The following is a 3,900-nucleotide window of genomic DNA, read 5'->3' on the forward strand; positions in this document are numbered from 1 at the left end:
CGGGACGGTCGTACGCCGATGAGCCCCCGCGCCGGGAACGCCGGCCCCCGCACTCTCGCCTTCGTCGAGAGCCCGGTGCAACTGCTGAACGTGCTGGAGTGGGCGCACACCCGTGCGCCCGGCGCGGAGCTCACCCTCGTCGTCCTGTCCCCGGTGGACCCGATGACCCGCGGCCAGCTGCGCCGCATGGCGGAACTGGCCCGCCGCGAGGGCCACGAGGTCCGCTGGGAGGAGGCCCGCGGCGGCGCCACGGCCCCCTTCCACACGGTGGGGAGCCTGACGGGCCCCCTGCGCCGCGCGGACCGGGTCGTCATGGGCGACCCCTTCTCCCGCTACGTCCAACTGCTGCTGACCATCACCCGCGCCCCCGACCTGGTCGTCGTCGACGACGGCACGGCCACCATGGAGTTCGTCACCCAGCTCGCCCGCGGCGAACGCCTGGTCCGCTGGCACCGCAAGGGCCACCGCCCCGGCCCCCGCGACCTGCTCTTCGCCCCGGTGTCGGCCGCCGCCCGGCGCCGCCTGACCCCGTCCCGGGGCCGGGCCGTCGAGGTCTTCTCCGCCATGCCCGTGGACGACACCCCGGACGGCGTCACCGTCACCCCCAACGCCTTCGCCTGGACCCGCGCCCGCTTCGGCCCGCCCCGCATCACCAAGGGCGCCGACATGGTCGGCACCTCGCTGGTGGAGACCGGCGTCGTGGACGCCGACCGGTACGTCGACGCCGTCCGCGCCCTGGCCAGGACCCACGGGGCGGCCCGCTACTTCGCCCACCGCCGCGAGAGCACCGAGAAGCTCCACCGCCTGGCCGTGGAGACGGGCCTGGAGATCGTCCGCCCCGACCTCCCCCTGGAACTGATCGCCCGCCGTGGCCCGATCGGCCGTACCGTCCTCAGCTTTCCCTCCACGGTCGTCCACACCCTCCCGCTCGCCCTCGCCGGCACGGACGTCCGCGTCGCCGTCTGCGACATCGACCCCACCTGGCTCACCCGCACCGCCTCCCCCCGGGCCGGCGGCTTCCTCTCCGGCGTCACAGGCTCGGCCCGAGCCGCGCACCGGCTGTCGGCGGTGGGGGGGTAGCGACGAAGTCACCATCCGGCCAGGCCAGGGCTTGTTCCGGCCTGAGTACGGATACTCAGACGTCCTGGTGCCCGTGACGGGTGGGCCCCGTGGTGACGGCCCGTTAGCGTTCCTCTCGACTACGAGCAGTACAGGCGTACGCACAGCCCCGCGCGGCGGCGCACGCCAGGAAACCGGGGAGGGGCCACGCATGGCGTGGGACGAGTGGGAGCAGCTCAAAGCGGCGGCAGCCGAGCGGCAGCCCGCGCACATGCAGCTCAATCAGTTGCCCGCCGAGAGAGAGGGGGCACCAGCGGGGGCGCGGCCTACGGGCCTCCGTCCGGCCGGTTGAGGTCGGACAAATCCGCGTGTAAGGGAGACGCCGCGATGAGGAAAAGGGTCGCAGCGGTCATGGCGCTGGGGCTGCTTCTCGCTGGGTGTGGCGTGACGGATTCGGCATCCTCAAGCAAGGAAAGTCAGTCGGGAATGAACCTGCAAGAGGCCGCAGACAGGGCGGACCAGATTCTGGACGAGACGTTCGCGGCCATCAAGCCTCCTGTTCAGTGGACGCATCGGTACTCCATGCCGGGTGACTGCTACGTGGATCGTGATCGTGCCGTCATGACGATCATCTCCACCGAGCGGCGTGGCAGCTTTCTCGGCGTGCTGGAACGTCACTGGAAGAGCAAGGGCTACAGCCTCGTCGCCACAGGTGCGAACGGCCTCGTCGCTCACTTCAAGACGCCGGACGGCTTCCAGCTCGAAGCCCTGATCGCCCCCAACGGCCAAGCTCATCTGAGCATCACCACCCCGTGTGTGGAGGAGTCGGAGGTTGCACAGCCGACCAGCAAGCCGAACGGCCCGGACTACTCGAAGCAGGAGCTGCCCGCGCCGAATGTGAGGTCGCCGTTCTGGTCGAGCGACGCGCCCCTCAAGAGCTGACAGGTTCTCAGTCGTGTCCCCCGGTGGACGACGGCCCGGCCAGAGGGCACGAGCGAGCCCATGCCCGTCTCCGGGGTCCGTCCAGTGGGTGAACGGGGACGCGTGGGGTGTACGGAGCGTGGTATCCGTGAAAGGAGCAAGGAGTGCGGAGGCGGGCCCGGCGGTAGGAAACGGGTGAGCGTACCCACCTTCGTCGGCAGCCATGCGCCGTACGGCCAACTTTTCTTCCCCTAACGGGTTGAACTTTTGTTGATCGCAGGACAGTTGACCGCCTCGGCGTCCTACCCTTCAGAGGGTGAAGCAATTGATGTCCCGAGAGTCCGAGGCCGACCCGTCAGGGGAAGCGCTGCTTCCCGGCACCCTCCCCGAGGCGCTGCGCGCTGAGCTCGTGGCCTTCCGCCGCGACCTGCACATGCACCCCGAGCTGGGCAACCAGGAGTTCCGCACCACCGCCGCGATCAAGGAGCGGCTAGAGCGGGCCGGCCTCAAGCCGCGTGTGCTTCCCGTCGGCACGGGACTCGTCTGCGACATCGGCACCGACTCGGGCCAGTGGACCGGCGGGCCGCGCATGCTCGCGCTGCGGGCCGACATCGACGCGCTGCCCATCCCGGACACCAAGAGCGAGTGCCCGTACCGCTCGATCGTCCCGGACCGTGCCCACGCCTGCGGGCACGACGTGCACACCACCGTCGTCCTCGGCACCGGCCTCGCGCTCGCCGCCCTGCACGAGCAGGGCCTGCTGCCCCGGCCCGTGCGGCTGGTCTTCCAGCCCGCCGAGGAGGTGCTGCCCGGCGGCGCCGCCGACGCCATCGAGGGCGGCGCGCTCGACGGGGTGCGCCGCATCCTCGCCGTGCACTGCGACCCCCGGGTGGACGCCGGGAAGGTCGGGCTGCGGGTCGGCCCCATCACCTCCGCCTGCGACCGGCTGGAGATCTCGCTCAACGGCCCCGGCGGCCACACCGCCCGGCCGCACCTGACGACCGACCTCGTCACCGCCGCCGCCCGCGTCGTCGTCGACGTGCCCGCGATCGTCGCCCGCCGGGTGGACAGCCGCAGCGGCCTCGCCATGACCTGGGGCCGGATCGACTGCGGCCACGCCCCGAACGTCATCCCGCAGCACGCCGAACTCGCCGGCACCGTGCGCTGCCTCGACCTCGACGCCTGGCGGCAGGCGCCCGACCTCGTCGTCGGCGCCATCGACGAGGTCGCCAACCTGCACCGGGCCAAGTCCGAGATCACCTACGTCCGCGGGGTGCCCCCCGTCGTCAACGAGGTCACCAGCACCGAACTGCTCCAGGCCGCCATGGTCGCCCGGCGCGGCACGGACTCCGTCGAGCCCACCGAGCAGAGCCTCGGCGGCGAGGACTTCTCCTGGTACCTGGAGCACGTGCCCGGCGCGATGGCCCGGCTCGGCGTCCGCCCGCCCGGCGAGCGCACGGTGCGGGACCTGCACCAGGGCGACTTCGACGTGGACGAGCACGCGATCACCGTGGGCGTCGAGATGTTCACGGCGGCGGCCCTGATCGACGCCGTGCAGTAGGCCGCTTCGCACCCCTTCGGCCGCGTTCGGCCCGGTGGTTCACCGGGCCGTAACCGGCCAGCGGCACGAATGGGTAACGGCACCGCGGAACCCCGTTCCCAGGAGTTTCTACGCGCGTTAATGTGCGCCGAACCGAGCGCCCGCTGCGGGGCTTTGGAGAATGGGGAACTTCAGATGCGTCGGATTTCGAGACTGACCCGCGTCGCGGTGGGGGTCGCGTCGCTCGCACTCGCCGCCACGGCCTGCGGAGGCACCAGCAGCGAGAGCGACAGCGGCGACGACGGCACGAAGAGCGACAAGGGCCTCGCCATCGCGTACGACATCGGCGGCAAGGGCGACCAGTCCTTCAACGACGCCGC

Annotated in this window: 3 protein-coding genes and 1 pseudogene; all 4 read left to right on the plus strand. The window is 71.6% G+C overall.

The features are described 5' to 3' along the window. The first annotated feature begins 18 nt into the window (after positions 1-18). The gene (locus tag GTW67_RS32545; protein ID WP_161168347.1) at positions 19-1,080 is read left to right on the plus strand and encodes a hypothetical protein; all 1,062 of its coding nucleotides are present in this window, start codon (positions 19-21) and stop codon (positions 1,078-1,080) included. Positions 1,081-1,470: 390 nt separating this feature from the next. Continuing rightward, positions 1,471-2,001, plus strand: coding sequence for a hypothetical protein (locus GTW67_RS32550; protein ID WP_237519145.1), 531 nt, complete (start codon positions 1,471-1,473; stop codon positions 1,999-2,001). A 307-nt stretch (positions 2,002-2,308) separates the two neighbouring features. Next, positions 2,309-3,541 (plus strand): M20 family metallopeptidase, encoded by a 1,233-nt coding sequence (locus GTW67_RS32555; RefSeq protein WP_161168349.1) that lies wholly within the window; start codon positions 2,309-2,311, stop codon positions 3,539-3,541. Between the two features lie 174 nt (positions 3,542-3,715). Next, positions 3,716-3,900 (plus strand): annotated as a pseudogene (locus GTW67_RS32560) (BMP family ABC transporter substrate-binding protein); the annotation flags it as partial.

This window comes from Streptomyces sp. SID5910 (assembly GCF_009862125.1).
Classification (GTDB): domain Bacteria; phylum Actinomycetota; class Actinomycetes; order Streptomycetales; family Streptomycetaceae; genus Streptomyces.

Bases quoted from the DNA above. Each gene is read 5' to 3' on its own strand.
- GTW67_RS32545 (WP_161168347.1), top strand. From the start codon at position 19: ATGAGCCCCCGCGCCGGGAACGCCGGCCCCCGCACTCTCGCCTTCGTC.
- GTW67_RS32555 (WP_161168349.1), top strand. From the start codon at position 2,309: ATGTCCCGAGAGTCCGAGGCCGACCCGTCAGGGGAAGCGCTGCTTCCC.
- GTW67_RS32550 (WP_237519145.1), top strand. From the start codon at position 1,471: ATGGCGCTGGGGCTGCTTCTCGCTGGGTGTGGCGTGACGGATTCGGCA.